The organism is Bacillus sp. NPDC094077 (genome assembly GCF_050279465.1).
Lineage (GTDB): Bacteria > Bacillota > Bacilli > Bacillales > Bacillaceae_G > Bacillus_A.
This window is the reverse complement of the sequence record NZ_JBNNUF010000002.1, coordinates 686,174-707,089: the sequence shown is the minus strand read 5'-3', so window position 1 is coordinate 707,089 and position 20,916 is coordinate 686,174. Positions and strand designations below refer to the sequence as shown.

16 protein-coding genes, 1 pseudogene and 3 other annotated features (1 of these 20 running past the window's edge) are annotated in these 20,916 nt (G+C 33.7%); of the genes and pseudogenes, 14 read left to right on the top strand and 3 right to left on the bottom strand.

Annotated elements, in window-relative coordinates:
• The first annotated feature begins 33 nt into the window (after nucleotides 1-33).
• From ACQKNR_RS08520 to ACQKNR_RS08495, 6 genes are all read left to right on the top strand, one after another.
• Complete coding sequence (locus tag ACQKNR_RS08520) at nucleotides 34-525, top strand: nitroreductase (protein WP_427316942.1); 492 nt, start codon at nucleotides 34-36, stop codon at nucleotides 523-525.
• A 224-nt stretch (nucleotides 526-749) separates the two neighbouring features.
• Entirely contained in the window at nucleotides 750-1,511 is a 762-nt protein-coding gene (locus ACQKNR_RS08515; protein WP_427316940.1) for a glycosyltransferase, read from the top strand.
• A gap of 400 nt (nucleotides 1,512-1,911) precedes the next feature.
• The gene (locus ACQKNR_RS08510; RefSeq protein ID WP_427316938.1) at nucleotides 1,912-3,342 is read left to right on the top strand and encodes an SH3 domain-containing protein; all 1,431 of its coding nucleotides are present in this window, start codon (nucleotides 1,912-1,914) and stop codon (nucleotides 3,340-3,342) included.
• A 382-nt stretch (nucleotides 3,343-3,724) separates the two neighbouring features.
• On the top strand, nucleotides 3,725-4,051 hold the full coding sequence (locus ACQKNR_RS08505) for a hypothetical protein (protein WP_427316936.1): 327 nt from the start codon (nucleotides 3,725-3,727) through the stop codon (nucleotides 4,049-4,051).
• Nucleotides 4,039-4,749 (top strand): serine hydrolase domain-containing protein, encoded by a 711-nt coding sequence (locus ACQKNR_RS08500; protein WP_427316934.1) that lies wholly within the window; start codon nucleotides 4,039-4,041, stop codon nucleotides 4,747-4,749. The genes ACQKNR_RS08505 and ACQKNR_RS08500 overlap by 13 nt, the downstream gene beginning before the upstream one ends.
• Nucleotides 4,704-5,231, top strand: a complete 528-nt coding sequence (locus ACQKNR_RS08495) for a hypothetical protein (protein WP_427316932.1) — start codon at nucleotides 4,704-4,706, stop codon at nucleotides 5,229-5,231. Before ACQKNR_RS08500 ends, ACQKNR_RS08495 begins: the two co-directional genes overlap by 46 nt.
• Before the next feature lie 1,046 nt (nucleotides 5,232-6,277).
• Here ACQKNR_RS08495 and ACQKNR_RS08490 read toward each other — a convergent pair.
• Nucleotides 6,278-6,781, bottom strand: a complete 504-nt coding sequence (locus tag ACQKNR_RS08490) for a kinase (RefSeq protein ID WP_427316930.1) — start codon at nucleotides 6,779-6,781, stop codon at nucleotides 6,278-6,280.
• A gap of 108 nt (nucleotides 6,782-6,889) precedes the next feature.
• Entirely contained in the window at nucleotides 6,890-7,063 is a 174-nt protein-coding gene (locus ACQKNR_RS08485; RefSeq protein WP_427317034.1) for a hypothetical protein, read from the bottom strand.
• Nucleotides 7,064-7,485: 422 nt separating this feature from the next.
• Nucleotides 7,486-7,716, top strand: a binding site (T-box leader).
• Between the two features lie 85 nt (nucleotides 7,717-7,801).
• Between ACQKNR_RS08485 and serS the strand changes: the two genes are divergently transcribed.
• From serS to ACQKNR_RS08450, 7 genes and pseudogenes are all read left to right on the top strand, one after another.
• On the top strand, nucleotides 7,802-9,076 hold the full coding sequence (serS, locus tag ACQKNR_RS08480; RefSeq protein ID WP_427316928.1) for a serine--tRNA ligase: 1,275 nt from the start codon (nucleotides 7,802-7,804) through the stop codon (nucleotides 9,074-9,076).
• A 322-nt stretch (nucleotides 9,077-9,398) separates the two neighbouring features.
• Nucleotides 9,399-9,665, top strand: a pseudogene (locus tag ACQKNR_RS08475) (YfzA family protein).
• A 21-nt stretch (nucleotides 9,666-9,686) separates the two neighbouring features.
• Nucleotides 9,687-10,226 (top strand): GNAT family N-acetyltransferase, encoded by a 540-nt coding sequence (locus tag ACQKNR_RS08470; RefSeq protein WP_427316926.1) that lies wholly within the window; start codon nucleotides 9,687-9,689, stop codon nucleotides 10,224-10,226.
• A 42-nt stretch (nucleotides 10,227-10,268) separates the two neighbouring features.
• Nucleotides 10,269-10,793 (top strand): cysteine hydrolase family protein, encoded by a 525-nt coding sequence (locus ACQKNR_RS08465; protein ID WP_427316924.1) that lies wholly within the window; start codon nucleotides 10,269-10,271, stop codon nucleotides 10,791-10,793.
• Nucleotides 10,794-11,527: 734 nt separating this feature from the next.
• On the top strand, nucleotides 11,528-12,151 hold the full coding sequence (locus ACQKNR_RS08460; RefSeq protein ID WP_427316922.1) for a TetR/AcrR family transcriptional regulator: 624 nt from the start codon (nucleotides 11,528-11,530) through the stop codon (nucleotides 12,149-12,151).
• 126 nt (nucleotides 12,152-12,277) lie between these two features.
• Nucleotides 12,278-14,041 carry an ABC transporter ATP-binding protein gene (locus ACQKNR_RS08455; protein WP_427316920.1) on the top strand — a complete coding sequence of 588 codons (1,764 nt, stop codon included), beginning with the start codon at nucleotides 12,278-12,280 and terminating at the stop codon, nucleotides 14,039-14,041.
• Entirely contained in the window at nucleotides 14,034-15,863 is a 1,830-nt protein-coding gene (locus ACQKNR_RS08450) for an ABC transporter ATP-binding protein (protein ID WP_427316918.1), read from the top strand. The genes ACQKNR_RS08455 and ACQKNR_RS08450 overlap by 8 nt, the downstream gene beginning before the upstream one ends.
• 545 nt (nucleotides 15,864-16,408) lie before the next feature.
• On the opposite strand, the gene ACQKNR_RS08445 is transcribed toward ACQKNR_RS08450, so the two are convergent.
• Nucleotides 16,409-16,846 carry a YndM family protein gene (locus ACQKNR_RS08445; protein ID WP_427316916.1) on the bottom strand — a complete coding sequence of 146 codons (438 nt, stop codon included), beginning with the start codon at nucleotides 16,844-16,846 and terminating at the stop codon, nucleotides 16,409-16,411.
• Nucleotides 16,847-17,026: 180 nt separating this feature from the next.
• Here ACQKNR_RS08445 and ACQKNR_RS08440 point away from each other — a divergent pair, with 180 nt between their 5' ends.
• On the top strand, nucleotides 17,027-20,509 hold the full coding sequence (locus tag ACQKNR_RS08440; RefSeq protein WP_427316914.1) for a DUF4020 domain-containing protein: 3,483 nt from the start codon (nucleotides 17,027-17,029) through the stop codon (nucleotides 20,507-20,509).
• A gap of 107 nt (nucleotides 20,510-20,616) precedes the next feature.
• Nucleotides 20,617-20,853, top strand: a binding site (T-box leader).
• A 54-nt stretch (nucleotides 20,854-20,907) separates the two neighbouring features.
• Nucleotides 20,908-20,916 (top strand) — a binding site (T-box leader) (it continues 226 nt past the right edge of the window).

The window sequence follows — 20,916 nt, the reverse complement described above, 5'->3', positions numbered from 1 at the left end:
TAGAGTGATTACAGAAAAGGGTGAATGAGGCTTATGAATCAATTTGAGCAAATGATATACGTTGGTGTCATCATGTCTATTGTACTATCCGTAATGATTTTGGGGTCTTTATATTATAATCCTCGTCTTTCTTTAAATGATTATCCGAGAGATATTCAAAAGGCAGTTTTTCCGAAAACGATAAATGAAAAAAAGCAAACGATATACTTTAGTATTGTATACAATGTTATTCTCTTCGGTACTCCTTTCGTTTCTACATATATACTACATAAGCATGGAAAATTATTGTATTTGGAAGCTTATTTACATACTTTAGGCATTTTAATGATTTTCAATTTAGTAGACTTATTTATAATTGATTGGCTTATATTTTGTTGGATTACCCCGAGGTTTGTTGTTATTCCTAGTACAGAGGGGATGAAGGGATATAAAGATTATAAGTTTCATTTAAGAGGGGCTATAGTGGTTACTCCTTTTTTAGCAACCGTAAGTTTATTTCTGGCAGGAATAGCGACAACTATTTAGTATAAAAAAGAATGAAAGTAGGTGTAAAGATGAACTATTTGCAAAAGAGTATAACGTCAAATGGAATCCGTAAAGGGCTCTTTTTATTTCTTCTCGGTTGAAGAATTTTAAGTGATTTTAGTCAATATATAAATAGTTCATTTTTAGTTTTTATAATACAACCTCATAAATATTAATATATGTTATATAGAGGGAAAATTCACTTTATAAAAAGGGGGAGTAGTATGACTGAAACAAATGAATCTTCAGGAGCCGATTTGAAAAAAGATGTAAAGTTTTCTATTATAATCCCTGCGCACAATGAAGAAAAGTACATTAGGAAATGTTTAGATTCAATTTCAAAGGCAGCAGAGGCATATAAAGATCAAACTGAAGTCATAGTTGTATTAAATCGTTGTACAGATAAAACAGAGGAAATAGCAAAGTTGTATAACTGTATTACATTAAAAAATAATGATAAAAACTTATCCAAAATCCGAAATGAAGGAGTCAAAATAGCTAACGGTGAAATAATCATTACTATAGACGCTGATACCCAAATGACAGAGTCTATGTTGTTTAATGTAGACAAATATTTAGTTTCAGGTAAATACATTGGTGGTGGGGTAACTGGGAAGTTTGAAAGAATGTCTTTAGGAATATTCGTTTCCGCAATGTTAATAATAATTCCCTTATTTTTTAAGTATGGAGCTATATCTGTTGGAGTTTTTTGGTGCTATAGAAAAGATTTTATGGCGATTCATGGATTTAATGAAAATATGCTTATGGCAGAAGATGCAGATTTTGCAAAACGGTTAAAAAAATGGGGAAAGCAAAAAAATAAGAAGTTCGGTACAATTAAAAATGGAATGATAACTTCATGCAGAAGGTTTGATACATATGGAGATTGGGCTTTACTTAAAAACCCAAAAACAATTTTAGCTTATCTAAAAGGAAATGATAAAAAATACGCAGATAAAACATATTATGATAACCAAGAAAGATAACTTTGACAATTCCTAAACAAATCATTAATAAATGAACTAGTGAAACAAAATAAATAAGTTTTATTCAAAATAACTATTTAAATATTGGTTTACTTTTAAATTAGTAAAAAGTATTTTCTATATATTTTAAATACTAACGTACGGGGCAAAATATTTGCATTGATGGTGGCTGGAAGTTGTGGTCTTTCCGTTGAAAAAATCTCCTCATTTTATAAAAGATGAGGAGACTTTTAATTTATAGAATTAAAAATGAGAATTTGATACTATTGAAGCAAGAGTTCTCTAATAACGATATATTAAGTGGTATTGATATGTTGTTACAAATGCTTTGATAGTCTGTGAAATCACCTAATTTCATGGAAGTATTTGATTGAACTCAAAAAACGCAATGGAGGCTAATATGAAAAAAATAATTGGGGCAGCAACAGTAACAGTTTTTGGATTGGGGGCTTTTACCACATCTGCTACTGCAGAAACGATCGTAACAGCGGATGTACTCAACGTTCGTGAAAAGCCAACTACGGAATCAAAAGTTGTCAAAAAAGTAAAAGAAGGACAAAAGTTAAAAGTAATACATACCGAAGAAGGATGGTCGAAAATTGAATTAAATGGTAAAGAAGTATTTGTAAGTTCGGAGTTTACAAAAGATGTTTATCATGTAACAGCAAATTTGTTAAATGTCCGTTCTGAAGCAAACACAGAATCAGAAATTCTTGGTAGGCTGAAAAAAGATGATGTAATTGAATCAACGCATCAAGTGAAAGATGGATGGCTACAATTTGAGTATAAAGGAAAAACAGCTTATGCAAATGTTTCTTTCCTATCAAGTACAGCACCAATTGAAAAGAAAGTTGGAGAGAAAACGAAGCAAGTAGCGAAAGTGCAAAAAGCGTTAAAAGTACAAGAAGTAGCGAAGACGAAAGAAGCAACAAAGACGAAGGAAGGAGCAAAAGCGAAAGAAGAAGTGAAAGCAGAGGAAATAGCAAAAGCGCAGGAAGCAGCAAAAGCGAAAGAAGAAGTGAAAGCAGAGGAAATGGCAAAAGCGCAGGAAGCAGCAAAAGCGAAAGAAGAAGTGAAAGCAGAGGAAATAGCAAAAGCGCAGGAAGAAGCGAAAGCGCAGGAAATAGCAAAAGCGAAGGAAGAAGCAAAAGCAGAGGAAATAGCAAAAGCGAAGGAAGAAGCGAAAGCGCAGGAAATAGCAAAAGCGAAGGAAGAAGCAAAAGCAGAGGAAATAGCAAAAGCGAAGGAAGAAGCGAAAGCAGAGGAAATAGCAAAAGCGAAGGAAGAGGCAAAAGCAGAGGAAATAGCAAAAGCGAAGGAAGCAGCAAAAGTAGAGGAAATAGCAAAAGCGAAGGAAGAAGCAAAAGCGCAGGAAATAGCAAAAGAAAAGGAAGAAGCAAAAGCGCAGGAAATAGCAAAAGCGAAGGAAGAAGCGAAAGCGCAGGAAATAGCGAAAGCGCAGGAAATAGCAAAAGCGAAGGAAGCAGCAAAGACACAAGAAGTATCTAAAAATCACACACAGTCTGCTAAACGTGAATTAACGGTAGTAGCGACAGCGTATACTGCAGATCCAAGTGAAAATGGTACGTATGGTGGACGCGTTTTAACTGCGATGGGGCATGATTTAACGGAAAATCCGAATATGAGAATTATTGCAGTAGACCCAAAAGTAATTCCATTAGGATCAAAAGTATGGGTAGAAAATTATGGTGAAGCAATCGCTGGTGATACTGGAAGTGCAATTAAAGGTAATCGTATTGATGTTTTAGTAGGTTCGAAAAGTAAAGCTATGAATTGGGGAAGACAAACTGTTAAAGTAAAAGTTCTATAATAATTATGGTGATCCAAATAGAAGTCAGTTCTCTTGATTGAGACTGGCTTTTATTTTTTGAGCTTGTGTAGCTCATTGAAAAACTTTGTTGATCTGACCAAAGCTTTTCAAGTGGGGATTGTTAAATATTAAATGGAAAATCTATTCAGAAAATTGGGCGTTTATGGAATGGGAATTGTGAATGCGTTTAAATGTTTATGTTAATATTAGGTATATTTTGTGAAAAAATGTAAATTATATCGACACTTTTGCATGATCAAGTAATGAAATAACCCTCATAAAAATAGTACGGAAGGATACAAAAAATAAGCGATTAACAATATTTTATGTGAAAGATGAAAAAGTCGAACGACAAAATTTACAGGTGAAGGAAAGTGGGAGTATGCGAAAAAAACAGATTGTAATCGGTAAAATCATAATCTCTATACTAATGTTAATGGTAGGTATTAATAAATTTGTATTTGCAAATGAAAACGAGTCTACAAACGATAGTCTGGATATTTCTAAGATTGACAAGTTTATGGAAAATGAGATAGAGAGACTGAATATTCCTGGTGCTTCATTGGCCATCGTAAAGGGAGATCAAGTGGAATATATACAAGGATATGGTGTTTCACATCCAGATGGGACAAAAATGACACCACAAACGCCAATTGTTCTTGGTCAACTACTAAATCGTTCACAGCTCTTGCTATTATGCAGTTGGTAGAACAAGGGGAAATCTCCTTAAAAGAACCAGTACAATCATACATACCTTGGTTTCAAATTGCAGATGAAGGGGCATCTAAAAAAATCACCATTCAGCATTTATTGAATCATACAAGTGGTCTTTCTACAAATGATGGTCAAGTATCTATATCACAAGGAAATAAAACATTAAAAGAACATATTAAGAGCTTGGCGAATACGGAATTGACATATCCTGTGGGTGAAAAATATCAATACTCGAATTTAAATTATAACATTTTAGGTTTAGTTATCGAGGAAGTTTCGAATAAATCTTATAAAGATTATATCAATGAATCTATATTCAAGCCGCTTGAAATGAATAATAGTTTTGTTAGCCCAAAAGATGATGCAAATAATGTGATAGCGGTGGGATATCAAACTGTATTTGGATTAAAGGTACCGACAAAGCAATTAATCCATGAAGGAACTGTTTCTTCAGGATACCTTATTTCCAGTGCGAGAGACATGGCTAATTACATGATTGTACAATTGAATCAAGGGGAATTTAAGGGGAGAAGTATTTTATCAGTGAATGCTGTGAATACAATGCATCATCTATCAGCATTGATGGGGAATGATACCTACTATGCGATGGGATGGGAAGTGAATAAGGAAGGAATCTCCCATAATGGATGGACAGAAAATACATACTCAATACATACTCAAAAATTGTGTTAGATGGGGAGCATGGCATAAGCCTACAGATCAATGCAATGGACTATTTTAATCTTAATGAATATGATGCCATCCTAAAGGGGATAAACAAGCTGGTACATAATGAAGAACCTTCTACATCTGATAGTAATCCGTTTATGAAATATGTAATGATTGATGTGATTTTACTGGTAATAGTTGTTTTAATTACATGGTCAATTTACAGAATTTTCAAACCGGTAAATCATAAAGTAACAGCATTCCGTAGGATTCTAAATACGTTGTCTATATTAGTATTTAACTGGTTGCTACCATTGATTATTTTAATTGGATTTTCTAAATTATTTGGTCCTTTTTCTACAGTAACATTATTTGCTCCAGGAATAGGGCATCTCTTAGTATTAATACCTTTGCTCCTTTTAATTGTGGGCGTTATTAGATTAGGTAAAGCAACAAAAATAGTAAAGAAAAGTGTTTTTAATTATAAGATGAATAAAAGCAAATAAAATAAGCAAAGACCCTGTAAAAATACAGGGCCGGATACAGGATTAAGGGAACGCATAGTTTCTTAAAAACATAATATCATATATTGTTTGTATAACTTTATGTCGGTTTTGACAAATTTAAGAACAAAATAGAAGAGTTTTAAGAGAAGAAATATAGTACTGGAATTTTGGGTTGAAATTGAAATATTAATTTGTTGATATAGATGAGAACTCTTGAGGCCCTTAATCAAATTACTTTAATAAAAAATATAGATTAGAGAAATATAAAAATATTTTTGATTAGATTAAAAAAGAAAAGACACCCGAAAGGTGTCTTTTCTTTTAGTATACAGCTCACATGTTGCTGAATAAGATACGAAACCATTATTCGATTATGAAATAAACAACATAAGAAATTCTAACATAATCTGGACTAAAAAGAATATGTAATATTGCATTTATTAGTTTTTATCTACCTTATTGGATATAGGACAGCAATATAAATAAAAAGGGCATGCAGTCGTATCTGCCGCCCTTTTTAGGAGGAATTTATTCTGGATAAAAACTACGAATAACTAGAAAGTACGTTTGGTTTTTAAACTTCAGATCCCGTGAAAATCTAAAGAATAAAGATGCTTAGGAGGAATTCAAGACACCAATAGGACACGTATTGGTAACCAGGTTCAAACATAGTATATGTGAAAAGAAAAAGTTTTATACAAAATTAGACAGAACCTTATCCTTTCTACTTAAAAAAACAATTTCCATTCTTTTCAAAATCAGAAAAGCGCACTATTCCTATATGGTTTGAAATGAAGTGAGAAAAGTATACATGAAAACGGCAGACAACAATTTTTGTCGTCTGCCGGTGCCAGTGGGCGGAATGAGTTAGTCAATTACAAAAAATTGCTGTCCCATTACCAGAAGAGTGAAGCCGCTAGTTCAAACGGCTTAAATATAGTTTGCCATATAAATAAAAAATTATGAGTAAAAATTCTGTTAGCTCTGTAATGAAAACTGAAATACAAAGTACATAATAAAAATAAGACTGACTCATTCTGTCAGTCTTATTTTTGCATCGTAACATCATTAAGAATCGCATGAAATATATCTTTTTGCGTAAAATCATCTGTAAAAACAGTTTCTCTATTCACTATAATTGTATCGTGCGGATTATACCATTTCTGTAATGCATCCTCACCAAATTCATGGCGTTTTTCTCTTGTATTATGTCGTCGAATTGTTTCTTCGAGTGATAAATCGAAGTAATATGTATAAGCGTTTCCTTCAAAATAATGTATTAATTCTTTCAGCATATCACCGTATCTACGACTGTTTAAAATGCCTTCTAAAATAACAAATTCACATTTTCCTTTTCCGTACTTCGTAATTTCAAATAGTAAATCATGAGATAAGTTACCCATCGTGTCTTGTACTTTTAGCATATCTCTACGCACAACATCTTGTGAGACTAAAAGTGTACCTTGTCCGAAATGTTCTTGTAATTCCTTTGCGATTGTTGTCTTGCCACTTGCGGAGTTTCCTCGAAGAATGATTAATGTCGATTTCAAATTCTCATCTCCAAATTGTATTAGTTTTTTAATCGCTTTATGTGGGACAATCTCTTAGTTGGTTAAGTAATAGTTTAGGGGATTTGTTCTAGGTTGAATAGTTCAGATCTATTTGTGAAGATACAATGAATATGTAAACTTATTGTAAGTTAAAAGATTCTCATCGACAAATACCATTTTTTTATAAAATTTTTGTCCAGCTATGTTGTCGGGGTGAACTGTTAAACGAATCCGCTGACAAGATGGATATGAGTTTACTAATTGATTTTTTAATTCCCCGATAGCAATAGCTCCGAATCCTTGTTTTTGGTACTTTCAATCTATGAAAAAATGAAAAATCCAAAAGTCTGTTTTATTCTTATCTTCATAATGTAAATTAAAGAATGCAACCATTGTCTCGTTGTAGTAAATCCCATAATGCTCAATTATTTTACCATCTGGTCTAATGAATGCTTTAGCAAGAACAATCGCAGCAGTAGGAGTAATTTCAGAAACAAACCTTTGTTGATGAGGAGAGAGACAGACAAAGTAAGAGATTCTCGCCAGTTTTTAGAAGTTATTGCTTTTAAAGTGTTGTGAGACATTTTATATATACCCGATTTTATTTTTGTTTGATTATATGGACTATTTATTTTAAAATGCAATAATTCCTTGATAAGTAAACAGAATTATTGTAAAGTAATGATAATTGAAATGTATATTATTTGAAAGTGATGAAAGGAAATAGTAACAAGTATTTTTTCTTTTAGAGAGTCGGTGGGTGGTGTAAACCGATAGAAAGAACTTGTGAATCCGTCCTTGAGTGAAATGTGGAACACTTCAATGCGAAGTTAGTAATCGTTTCCGGCTAAAAGCCGTTAATAATTTAAGTGGAGAGCGTATATTTTCTATGCTTTCAACTAGGGTGGCAACGCGGGTTAACTCTCGTCCCTTTTATAGGGACGGGAGTTTTTTGTATTTTATTTAGTAAACAACCTAATTTTGAAAAGATTATTTATTTAATTAAAGGGGAGATAAGATATGTTAGATGTAAAAGTATTACGTGCAAATTTAGAAGAAGTAAAGAAAAAATTGATTAATCGTGGTGGAGAGTTTCTTGAATTAAATAAATTTGAGGAATTAGATCAAAAGCGTCGTGAATTGTTAGTAGGAGTTGAAGAGTTAAAAAGTAAACGTAATGAAGTATCTGAACGTATTGCAAATTTAAAGCGTGAAAAACAAGATGCTAATGAACTTATAAGTGAAATGCGTGAAGTAGGAGAAAATATTAAAACGTTAGATGAAGAGTTACGTTATGTAGAAGAAGAGTTAAATACAATATTACTAGCGTTACCAAACATACCTAATGAAACGGTGCCTGTTGGAACATCAGAAGATGATAATGTAGAAATACGTAAGTGGGGAGAAATAAATGAATTTTTATTTGAAGCAAAACCACATTGGGAAGTTGCTGAAAAATTAGGATTACTAGATTTTGAGCGTGCAGCAAAAGTAACGGGAAGTCGCTTCGTCTATTACAATGGATTAGGAGCACGTTTAGAGCGAGCAGTAGCTAATTTTATGTTAGATTTACATGTTGAAGAACATGGGTATACAGAGGTAATTCCACCATTTATCGTAAATAGCGATAGTTTATTAGGAACAGGACAATTTCCGAAATTTAAAGAAGATGTATTTACATTAGAAGGCACAGATTACTCTTTAATTCCAACGGCTGAAGTACCACTAGCAAACTATTATCGTGATGAAATTTTAAATAGTGAAGATCTGCCTGTCAATTTTACGGCACACACTCCGTGTTTCCGTTCTGAAGCCGGTAGTGCAGGACGTGATACGAGAGGGCTAATTCGCCAGCATCAATTTAGCAAAGTGGAAATGGTTAAATATACAAAACCTGAAGATTCATACGATGAGTTAGAAAAATTAACAGCTAATGCGGAAAGAGTACTGCAATTGTTGCAATTACCTTATCGGGTTATCGTATTATGTACTGCTGATATGGCATTTCCAGCTGCAAAAACATATGATATTGAAGTTTGGTTACCTAGCTATGGAGTATATCGTGAAATTTCTTCTTGCTCAAACTGTGAAGATTTCCAAGCGCGTCGTGCAAGTATTCGTTTCCGCCGTACAGGAGGTGCAAAACCAGAATTTGTACACACACTAAATGGTTCAGGATTAGCTATTGGGCGTACAGTAGCGGCTATTTTAGAGAACTACCAACAAGAAGATGGTTCAGTTATAATCCCGGAAGTATTGCGTCCGTATATGGGTGGATTAGAGATAATTAAATAAATAATGTGTAAAATGGAATTTTAAATGGTCACCAAGAATTCATAACACTATGAATGAGAATTTTTATAATACCCAATTAAATTAAGGTTTATCAACTTATTAATGAAATTATTAACTAACAATAAATAACCCAAACATATGGAACACCCTTTAATATGTTTGGGTTTCTTCTGTTGGAAAATCGGTATTTATAGCTGACTTTTGCGTGGAATTTAATTTTAAAATATATAATTGAATTTTTAAATAATCAAACAAAATAAAGTGTATAATCAATATAATAGAATGATGAAGAAGAGGAGAGATACAGTAAAAAGCACAGCCTATATGGAAATGGACATGGTTCCACTATCTAGGGGCATTTTTAATTGTTTAAGTACTATTTATTACTTGTGAAGTTATTGCCTGGGCACCAAACTTTAGACCTGGAGGAGAATTTTTAAATAGAATATTAAATTCTCAATTTTTCACAGAATGGTTCACACCATATAATATCCCGCAATTTAATGTATTTACAGCGTTTTTTGCGATAACATTACTACCATATGCATTAATAGGCGCAATTAAAGACTTAATCTTAAGAAAAATATAAATAATTAATAAGAGGTACGACATGCTATTTCAAAAAGAAAGTTTATCAGTTAGGTACGTAATAGAAAACGATGCACCGATCATTTCCAAATGGTTAACAGATCCTGAAGTTTTACAGTATTACGAAGGAAGAGATAATCCGCAATCTGTAGAAAAGGTACTCGATCATTTTATACATAATCCAAACGGTTACGAAAAAAGATGTTTAATAGAATTTGATGCCGTGCCAATCGGTTACATACAAATGTACCCAGTTGATTCCGAATGGAAAGCGTTATATGGCTATAAAGAATTACAAAATGTATGGGGAATGGACCAATTTATCGGTGAACCGACTTATTGGGGAAAGGGAATTGGAACAAAAATCGTTCAAGCAGCAATTACATACATTATGGAAAAAGTGGGAGCGGAAGGAATCGCAATGGATCCTAAAGTAAATAATCTACGTGCGATAAAGTGTTATGAAAAATGCGGATTTAAAAAGGTGAAGATTTTAAAGGAACATGAACTGCATGAAGGGAAGTTAGAAGATTGTTGGATGGTGGAATATAAACAATTATAATGAATATAAAAAGGCTTATACAAACAAAGGGAGTTGTGTGAAATGAAAAAAGCATTAATAGTAATTGATGTGCAAGCGGGTATGTATACAGCAGGAGTGCCAGTACATAATGGGGAAAAGTTTTTACAAACATTACAAGAGCTCATTGGGGAATGCCGTTCAAATGATATTCCGGTTATTTATGTCCAACATAACGGGCCAGAAGATCATCCGTTAGAAAAAGGTACAGATGGCTGGAAAATCCATGCGGCGATTGCTCCGCAAGAAGGAGACCGTATCGTTGAAAAGACGACGCCAGATTCATTCCATAAAACAAACTTAAACGAAATGTTACAAGAAAAAGGAATTGAGCACGTTATTATTTCAGGAATGCAAACGCAGTACTGTGTGGATACGACTACGCGCAGAGCATTTAGTGAAGGATATAAAGTAACGTTAGTGAGTGATGCGCATAGTACGTTTGATACAGAAGTATTACGTGCTGAAGATATTGTGAAACATCATAACGTAGTGTTTAGAGCGTTTGCTGATGTTGTTACATTAAAAGGTTTGAAGGTGGAAGCGTAAATGGGAAATAGGCTGTCTCTATATGAGGGGCCTCTTTTTTATCCCGCTATTTGCGGGCAGTAAGACTCCCACCTCAAAATTCGGCGAATGCGAGGGAGTTAGGTGGGAGATCAACTGCCCGTAAAAGCCCGATTGGTGTGGGCTAATAATCAGTGGGGATAGACAAAACCCCCACTGATTAAGGTTTCACTTTATTTAAAGACAAGTTGTTGATTTATGTTTAATACGTCTAAAGGTTTATTACACAAATATTAGAGTTTTTGAAGCAAAACTAAGCTAGAAATGGAACATTACATTGATTTACACATTAAATCTTCGTAGTGTCAGATATCATGTTTTTAGGATATGCTTCTTTATCATTCGGTACTCTATGTATCAAGAAACCCAAAAAGCTGGGTCGATTCCTAATAAATAATAGTTAAATGAGTATGACAACGTGTCATATTTTTCCGTTGACGTATGACATGTTGTCATGTGATAATGATGTATACCTATTTGTGACACGTTGTCACATGTTGGTTGGATTAGAGGGAATGATGTTCTTAAACAAATTTTGTTAATTTATCTACAAAACTGGATGCAATAGAATTATTAAAATTTGAATAGAATAATGAAGATTATTCATTAATAGAACGTAAATCATCTCTTGCTTTTATAGAGTAGTACTAATGAAAAAGAGCTATATTTATAAAAATATATGACATGTTGTCACATATTTGATAGGAGGAAGAAGGGTGCCTAAACAAACATTTTTTAATTTAGAAAGGGAAAAAAAAGAAGTATTAATTCAGGCAGCGATGAAAGAATTTTCAAGAGTTCCATTATTCGAAGCATCGATTTCCAACATTATTAAAGATGCTGGAATACCTAGAGGAAGTTTTTATCAATACTTTGAGGATAAAGAAGATGTTTTCTTCTTTTTATTAAATGATCACACTAAAAAGGACAATGAAAAATTGATTTCGATATTAAAAGAAAATGATGGTGATTTATTTGATGCATATTTCGAACTATACCAATACCTTCTAAAAAAGTTTCAAAACTTAGAAAATCGAAACTTTTTTAGAAATGCCTTTTTGAATATGAATTATAAAGTTGAAAATACATTGACTCGAAATATGAATGAGGATGATCATAAAAATCGCTTGTCCGAAATCATGATCTTAATAAATAAAGAAAAATTAAACATTGCAGATGAACGAGAAATATTTCATGTCATGAAGATTATCACGGCGGTGACGTTTCACAATCTTATTCAAAATTTCGCGAAGGAGATATCCTTCGATGAGTCGGTGAAAAACTATACTTTAGAACTTTCGTTACTTAAAAAAGGGCTCTATAAAAGGGTGGATAAATAATATCTATAAAAAGTAAAAGATTTAAAAGGTGATTTTTTATTATTAAACGACGTGAAGATGATTCTATTTTGAATTGTTTTTACTATATCATTGGCATATTAACGAAAAATGAGGAGAAATGTAAATATGTTAAAAATATTTAAGTACTTAAAACAAAAAGAATGGATACTTATTGTTGCCAGTATCGTGTTCATTGCAGGCCAAGTTTGGTTAGACTTGAAGCTACCAGATTTTATGTCTGAAATTACGACCCTTGTACAGACAAAGGGTAGCGAAACGAGCGAGATATGGGCAGCAGGGGGAAAGATGCTTTTATGTGCTCTCGGCAGTATGATATTGTCAGTTGTTGTTGGCTATTTTGCGGCAAGAGTAGCAACATCTCTTTCAAAAGAATTGAGAAAAGGAGTATTTGACAAAACGTTATCTTTCTCTATGGAAGAAATTAATGGTTTTTCAACGGCAAGTCTTATTACTCGTTCTACTAATGATATAACGCAAATACAGCAGACTGTTGCAATGGGTCTTCAAGTTATGATTAAAGCTCCTATCCTTGCAGTTTGGGCCATTTTGAAAATCACAGGGAAAAGTTGGGAATGGTCAGCGGCAACAGGAGTAGCTGTCGTTGCTTTGCTTATTATGATAGGCAGCATTATCATTTTTGTACTACCAAAATTTAAAGTAGTTCAAAAAATGACAGATAATCTGAACCGAGTAACAAGAGAAGGTTTAACTGGTATTCGTGTTGTTCATGCCTATAACGCACAAGAGTATCAGGAGGAAAAATTTGAAAAAGCAAATAAAGATTTAACAGATACAAATCTTTTGGTGAACCGTCTGATGGCCATTATGCAGCCGGGCATGAGTCTAATTATGTCGGGTTTAACTCTTTCTATCTACTGGATTGGGGCTCATTTGATTATGAACGCAGGTGGAATGGATAGAATCGGTTTGTTCAGTGATATGGTAGTATTTTCATCTTATGCAATGCAGGTGGTTATGGCGTTTATGTTATTAGCGATGACGTTCATTATGCTACCGAGAGCATCAGTATCTGCAGCACGTATTAATGAAGTACTAGATACGCCTCAGACAATTACAGATGGAGAAATGCAATCGTCACCTAAGGGAATCGAAGGTGAAATCGAACTGCGTAATGTTAGCTTTAAATATCCTGATGCAGGAGAATATGTTTTAAAAGATATTAGCTTTACGGCACATAAAGGTGAAACGGTCGCTTTTATTGGCTCTACTGGTAGTGGTAAAAGTACGCTGATTAATTTAATCCCAAGGTTTTACGATGCTACTGAGGGAGAGGTTATAGTCGACGGAATCAATGTGAAAGAATATAAACAAGAAGCACTGCATAATAAGTTTGGTTACGTTTCTCAAAAAGCCGTATTATTTTCAGGTACAGTAAAATCAAATGTTGCCTACGGGGATAACGGCCAGATCTCGCCAACAGATGAGGATATCAAAAAAGCGGTGGAAATTGCCCAAGGAAAAGAATTTGTAGAGAAAATGGATGGCGAATATAATGCTGATATTGCCCAAGGCGGTACGAACCTCTCTGGAGGACAAAAACAACGCCTTTCTATTGCAAGAGCAGTGAGCAGAAATCCTGAAATCCTTATTTTTGATGATTCGTTCTCTGCCCTAGATTATAAAACAGACCGTCAACTTCGTTCTACCTTGAAAAAAGAAACGAAAGATGCAACCACTTTGATTGTAGCACAGCGAATTGGAACGATTAAAGATGCTGATAAAATCATCGTACTTGATGAAGGTAAAATCGTTGGTATGGGAGCACATAGTGAATTGTTAGAAACTTGTAAGACTTATCAGGAAATTGCCTATTCACAACTATCGAAGGAGGAGCTGGGAAATGCGTAATAATCAAACAAATAGTCCTCGAAAAGGTACCGGTGGTCCTGGAGGAATGGTAGCTCCTGGAGAAAAGCCAAAGAACTTTAAAAAGCCGTGGGGAAAGTTAATTGCCTATTGTAAACCATATTTACCAGCGATTATCTTTGCGCTTGTTTTGGCAGCTGTAGGAACCATTTTCACTATCATTGGACCTAATATGCTTAGTGAGATAACCGATTTAATTACGGAGGGTATTGCAGGTAAGATTGATATTACGGCTATAGGAAATATTGCTCTGCTTCTTGCTATTTTGTACGGATTGAGTTTTATTTTCAGCTATATTCAGTCGTTTATTATGGCTACTATTACTCAGCGAGTATCCAAACGGTTACGTGCGGATATTGCGGACAAAATCGATAAATTACCATTAAAATACTTTGACTCTACAACCTATGGAGATGTGTTAAGTCGTGTCACGAATGATGTGGATATGATTGGTCAGACTTTAAACCAAAGTGTTGGTTCGTTAGTGACAGCGGTCGTTATGTTCTTAGGGTCTTTAATTATGATGTTCTCTATTAATGTTACGATGACACTTTCTGCTATTGCTGCAACAGCCGTTGGGTTTGTATTAATGATTTTCATCATATCCAAATCTCAAAAATATTTCATACGCCAGCAGAAAGACCTCGGTAGAATGAACGGTCATATTGAAGAAATCTATTCAGGGCATGATGTAGTGAAGGTTTATAATGGTGATAAAGAAGCGAAGCAACAATTTAATAAAATCAATGAAAGTCTTTTTAAAAGTGCGTGGAAATCACAGTTTATGTCGGGGATGATGATGCCCCTTATGATCTTTATTGGAAATTTAGGCTATGTTGTTGTTTGTGTAGTAGGTGCTACACTAGCGATGAATGGTACCATTACATTTGGTGTTATCGTTTCATTTATGGTTTATATTCGCTTATTTACGCAGCCATTGTCCCAGTTAGCACAGGCAGCTACAAGTTTGCAGTCAACTGCTGCAGCAAGCGAACGTGTATTTGAATTCTTAGACGAAGATGAACTTGAAGACGAAAGTGATAAAGAAGCTATTTTAGATGCCAATGATGTCAAAGGCAATGTGGAATTTAAAAACGTTAAGTTTGGATATACGAAAGAGAAGCTTATTATTAAAGATTTCTCTGCTCATATAAAAGCCGGCCAAAAAGTTGCAATTGTCGGACCTACTGGTGCTGGGAAAACAACGCTTGTTAATCTCCTCATGCGTTTCTATGAAGTAGATGGCGGAGAAATCAAGATTGAGGATGTGCCGACTAAGTCGATTACCCGTAAAAATGTTCACGACCTATTTTGTATGGTGTTACAAGATACTTGGTTATTCGAAGGTACGATTAAGGAAAATATCATTTATAACAAAGAAGATGTAACTGATGAAGAAGTAGTTGCAGCTTGTAAGGCAGTAGGTTTGGATCACTTTATTAGAACTTTGCCGAAAGGTTACGATACAGCATTAAATGATAAAGCGAGTTTATCTGTAGGGCAAAAACAGCTTCTTACTATTGCAAGGGCAATGGTAAAAAAAGCACCGTTACTTATCTTAGATGAGGCTACTAGTTCCGTTGATACCCGTACTGAAGCGCTTATTCAAGAAGCAATGGATAAGTTGATGGTGGGTAAAACATCATTTGTTATTGCACATAGACTTTCAACAATTAGAAACGCCGATGTGATTTTGGTTATGAAAGACGGAGATATTATTGAAAGTGGTAATCATGAAGAGTTAATTGCAGAAAAAGGATTCTATGCGGATCTATACAATAGTCAGTTCGAAGACGCATCGTGAAAATTAAAATGGTTTTGTTTTAAGCCCAGAAAAAAGCATGAACAAGTTGATAAATAAGAAGTATGATTTAGTCAATAACTCATAAAGGTTGCTTATCCCCTTAAAGGAGATAGTGTAAAAAACTACATTTTTAATGTAGTTTTTTACACTGTACTTGGAGGGGATATTTTTATGAGGAAAAATGTAACAATATTTCAAAAGTATATAGAGGCGTTTAAATGGAAAACTGTACATTAATATGAAAATGGCGAACGGAGTTAGGATGCAATTGCTGAAGAAATGCGTGATTATTTGAAAACAAAAGTAGATTATAAAAAAACAGTATCTTTAAAACGTGATAATATTTTGGATTTCTAACAAAAGTGACTCATGTAATATCCACTTTCTTGTCTATATAGTTTAGAGTTTCATGTCCGTGGACAGTTGTCGAAATAAGTCGGTAAATCGATATATTTAAAAAATCGCCGATGTAATTTCATGTACCGAATTTACAATACAGAAAAAGGAGCACCACATGATCAAAAGGGGGCTCCTTCACCAAAACGTTATTTCTTCTTATCTTTATCCAATACATTCTGTTCTTCAGCAAACTCCGTACCATATGCAAAGCGGCGATTAATACGAATATTATCGTTGTTGTGCCTTGTGTGGGAGTTAGAGAAGCGATGAACGATTACTTCTGATAATGTGAAGACAATCGCAGAAAGGATACTGCCCCATGCAATTTGCATATAGTTGTCTAATAAAATATTACCGAAAATCCAAACGCTTAAATACGCTAGTAAGAAATCTGTCATAATGGCACCAGTATTGCCAATTCGATTTAAAATAATTTTATCAACGAACATATAAGATACGATTGTAACGAAGAGACTGAATGAAATAATTTGGACGAACGTTGCAGGGAAAAATAAAGCGAGTCCAATACTAAATGCGATAATGCACGATATAAATTTGATAAGCACTACTGTGAAATCATTCAATATTTACACCTCCAATTTATACATAGTTTTTCAATAAATTCAGGAGTTCATACATTGTAACGGATGTATTTAGATAAAACTTTTTCATGTTTGAAGTTTTGTCTAAATATTATAAAAACAACGAAAGAATGTTATAGTAAAATGAGAGTATATGACATTTTTAGGTAAGGGGGGATCCAAATGTGGATTACTTCAGAAGTAGAAATTCCAGATGAGTTAATCGATCACCTTGAGCAAGGAAAGTTAGTGTTATTTGTTGGAGCGGGAGTTTCTATGAAAGGGAAATCAAACTTACCGAATTTTGATGATTTAGTTGATGAAATTGCGAAAACGTTATATGTCGAAAAACGTGAAATAACAGAACCGCATGATTATTATCTTGGTAAAATTGCGAAAACAAAAGATGTACATCAAGTTGCAAGGGATCTTGTTCATATAGAAAAATCAAAACCGAATCCACTGCATTATGCAATTCCAAGGTTATTTCCTTTAGATACAGATGTCCGCATTGTAACAACAAACTTTGATCAACATTTTACAACTGCAATTAAAGAAATAAATAGAGAAATTAATGTTTATTACGCTCCAGCTTTACCGACTGGGAGGGCTTTTAAAGGACTCGCTTATATACACGGCAATGTAGAACAAGAGAAAGAGGCTTTAATTTTGACAGACGGTGATTTTGGAAGGGCTTACTTAACGGAAGGATGGGCGAGAAGGTTTTTAGTTGATTTATTCTCGAATTACACCGTTTTATTCGTTGGATATAGCCATAATGACCCAGTAATGAAATATTTAGCAACTGGTTTACCACCAAGTACAAGGCGGTATGCTTTTGTCGCACAAGGAGAAAATACATATCATTGGGAGCATTTAGGGATAAGACCAATTGTGTATCCGAATAAAGCAAATAATCATCAATCCCTCGTCAAAGCGGTGAAGCGTTGGGCAGAGTTAATGGGTGACAATTATATTACAAAAAGAATGCGCATCCGGGATATTGTAACTGTGCCACCATCAGTAGAGCAAGAACAGTTATCATACATAAAGCAGTCAATTAAAAAAATTGAAACTGTTCGATATTTTGTTGAATTTGCCCGAGATTACGAATGGGTAGAATGGCTTGAAACAGAAGGGAAATTACGAAATTTATTTTTGCTTACGCCAAACTATGATGAAGTAGATGAATTGCTTGCGGAATGGCTAGTGGAGCAATTTCTGTTTAGTCATCAAAAAGAATTATTTCAATTGATGTTTAAAAATTATTCTAAAATATCCCCGTTATTATGGAGAACAATTTGTAGCTACTTAAACGAAACGAAGATTAAGATGGATCCGGTGTTGTTTGCAAGGTGGACACTCCTATTGATAGAAACAGCTGAAAAAGATAGTAGCTCTATAGAAAAAATTTCTTACTTACTGCAAAAATGTTCTTTTCCTGAGCATAAAGAGATTGCTTTATTGTTGCTAACGTTTATTTTAGACGGAAAACTTAAGTTGAAGCGTGTAAGAAAATGGGGGAATGATACGCAAGAATCAATAGAACTCGAAGAATCGAGTCGTTTACCAGTGTCTACGTTTTCTCATGTGGATCAAATTTGGAATGAAAAGATGAGACCGTATATTTCGTATTACGCTGTTCCAATTATGATGATGGGATTAGAGAAGATGCGACTGTTGTCATTAAGACAAACAGCACTGAAAAAAAGAGATAAGGAAAATGAGGAGAAAGAGTTTCACCAAAATGACCTTGCATTTTTAATTCAAATTGTAAAAGAGTGTTTAACTTATTTATGTGAAAATAATGAGAAAAAAGTGAATTATTATATTACAGAAATGATAGAAACAAATAGTGTACTTCAAAAGCAAATCGCAATTGATGCGATGAATAAAAATATATTCGTTAGTGTAGATGACAAAATGAAATGGTTGTTACATGAAGGGCTTCTGTTAAATTTCACTTATAAACACGAAGTTTTTCAACTTTTAAAAAGACATTATGCACATTCTTTAGAAGAAACAAAAGAGGAAGTCATTCAAGCTGTAATGAAGCATCTTACAGAGGAAAGGGCGTTTGATGTATGTCTTGTTTTAGACTTATTATTCACATGTGATTCGAATAGTCCATCTACAGCAAAAGGATACGAGTTAATGAAACAGAAACATCCACACTTTCATTCTGATCGATATAGTGTACAAAAGAAAGAGCCCACAGAACAAAGTATTACTTGTAATGTAACGGCTGATGGATTATTGCAGCAGAAAGACGATGAAATTATGAAACAAGTTCGGCAATTTTCTCAAGACGGTGTTTTTGAACAACGTCATTTTTTAGAGATGTTATCAAAAGCATGTAAATTGAATATAGAGTGGAGTATTTCATTTGCATACCAGTTAGTAGGTGTACAAGAAATAAGTAATGAGGTATGGTTTGTTTGTATTAGAGAGTGGAGAAATAACCGAGGTTTGACAAATGAGCAAATCCAAAAAATTATTCCACTATTGCAGAAATTTGTGAGAAATACTGCCTTTCATTGGTTAATTAGTAGTTTTCTATATGAAATTAGTAATCGATTAGAAGAGTTAGAGGAGAATAGTATACGGATTGTAAAACGTTTTGCTTTTTCAGTATTTCCTCAAGTGATGAAAGGGGAAACGGATTTTAACCTTGGTAAACAAGACTTTTACAATGAATCGATTCAGCATCCTGTTGGAAAAATGACAGCTGTATTATTAAAATTGTTAGCATACGATCATTTATACGATCGCAATGTATATGAATATTTATTTTTATTTGAAGAACAAGTAAGAAGTAGTTCAGAACAGACAAACTTTATGTTTGCACGTTTAATAGCGGATATTACATTTTTATATCATATCGAGAAGCAATGGTGCCGAAAATATTTGTTACCGTACTTAGATTTAAAGAAAGAAAATGAGATTACAAAATATGCGTGGGCCGGTTTATGTTATACGCAAATTAATTTACCTTTATTTACAGAAATGAAGAGATTTATTAAGTATGCAGTAGAACATTTGGAAGTTTTACATCCGCATACGAGGGAAGCTTTCTTAAAGTGGCTTAGTTTTGTATTTATTAAATGTGTACTGTATTGGGAGCAAAAAACAGATTGGTTATACCCTCTACTCATACAAGAAAATGAAGAAAATAAAATTAAATTTATGCAGCATTTATGCTATTACGTCAAAACATTAAGTGTAAAAGAACAACAAAAATTTTGGACAGCTTGGCTCAGTATATTTTTACGAGAAAGACCCAAAATGGGTGAGATAACAACGAGAGAATATGTAATGATTTTACGTATTATTTTATACATGGATGAGATTATAGAAAAAGGATTATGTATTATGTCTCGTACATTTTTAGATGTAAATGGGAAATGTAGGGGGGAGGAAATGAAGCAGTTATTTATTGAAATGCTTGAAAAGAAAGAGAGTATGAAAGCGTATAAAGAAATGTATGCAAACGTGTTTTTCACTTTACTACAAACACGGCAGGAAGCAGATTTTCTTGAAAATGAAATCATACAAATTAATGATCTGTTAGCCCAGTTTGGAATAGAAAAACATGTATTAAATTTAATAGAAAATGAGATAATTCGCATCGGAATTGTAATGGCGAATGTACAAGAAGAATTATAGGGAAAAAGCGGAATTTGAAAAAATATATAAAAAGTTGTTGACAGTGTTTTGAAATGCGTTCTATAATACGAATCATACTTATTCAATTTCAAAAACATTTGAATAAACAAAGTGCAATGAAGAGATCACAGTAGTGGTTAGTCTTACTGTAACAGAGAGCTGGTGGTTGGTGCGAACCAGTACAGGGATAATCATGAATTACAGTCTTGGAGCATCTTTTTCGTAGTAAAGATATTTGCATCTTTATGAAGGAAAGGCGGTCAGTTGATCGTTAACAGTGAAGAGAGGTAGACGGAAAGTGAGTCTACAACTAGGGTGGTACCGCGATAAATATCGTCCCTACTGATTTATTCAGTAGGGACTTTTTGTATTTTAGTGGTCCAACTTGAAAATAAAATAGTCATGCA